Here is an 845-nt window from a genome sequence, read left to right as displayed (position 1 = left end):
CGATGTTGTGAACGCCAGCAATGAGCGCAATCTCGCGGAACTGCCGGAACCAGTCACGCGCTCGCACGGCGGAGCCGTGTGAGCGCTTGAGTGAGGAGTTCACGGTCTCGGTCATTGAGCGCTGATGATAGCGCTCGTCGTCGATGCGGGCGTTGTGCGCGTGATCGTACGGTGCGAAGACACGGTGTTTGATGAGCGGTCGGACGCCGACCGCTCGAAGGGCTTCACGGAAACTCATATCGTCGTAGCCCTTGTCAGCGGCGAGGCTACGAAGGTCGCCTGCGTTCCGCAGGGCGACCTTCGGACCGATTCGCATCCCACTCGGCCACTTCGTACTGCAGTGGAGGTCAAGGATCGCTCCGTCGGCGGTGTCTACCAGAAACGTCGCCTGAATCGTCTGTATAGAGCGTCCTGTACGCTTGAGGTAATGGGCCGATGCCTGCTGACGGTCGAAGTAGGTGGCATCGATCGCGGCGTGACCAGACTGGTCGAGCAGCTCCGCCGAGCGGCGGAGCAGCTCTCGCCAGACACTCATCGGAGCCCGCTTGAACGCCTTGCACAGCGTCGAAGGCGCGGGAAACTTCCCGCGCCGAAGACCCAGTAGGAACCGAATGCGCTCCATTTCTTCGGCCCAATCGATGATCTCCTCGTACTCGGCGTCCATGTGCTCGCGCAGATAGAGCAAAACAGCGTGCTTCCAGCCGGCAAACCCGTTGCCGGCTGGATCGCTGAGCTGGATGAGCGCCGCGTCAGTAAGCTTTTGAGCGAGTGAAGCTACTTGCTTCACGAAGCGGAAGAGTGTCTTCTCCACAACAGCACTCTCCCGCTTCAGTACACTGATTCTG

The 845-nt window shown here is 60.6% G+C and carries 1 protein-coding gene; it reads right to left on the bottom strand.

The genetic code is table 11. The features are described from left to right. On the bottom strand, positions 1-832 hold an 832-nt coding region (locus ACQUQO_RS18265; protein ID WP_435080084.1), incomplete at its 3' end, for an IS5 family transposase. Positions 833-845: the final 13 nt, after the last annotated feature.

This window comes from Halococcus sp. AFM35 (assembly GCF_051195015.1).
Classification (GTDB): domain Archaea; phylum Halobacteriota; class Halobacteria; order Halobacteriales; family Halococcaceae; genus Halococcus.
The sequence above is the reverse complement of the archived record's forward strand: the minus strand, read 5'-3'. Positions and strand labels throughout refer to the sequence as shown.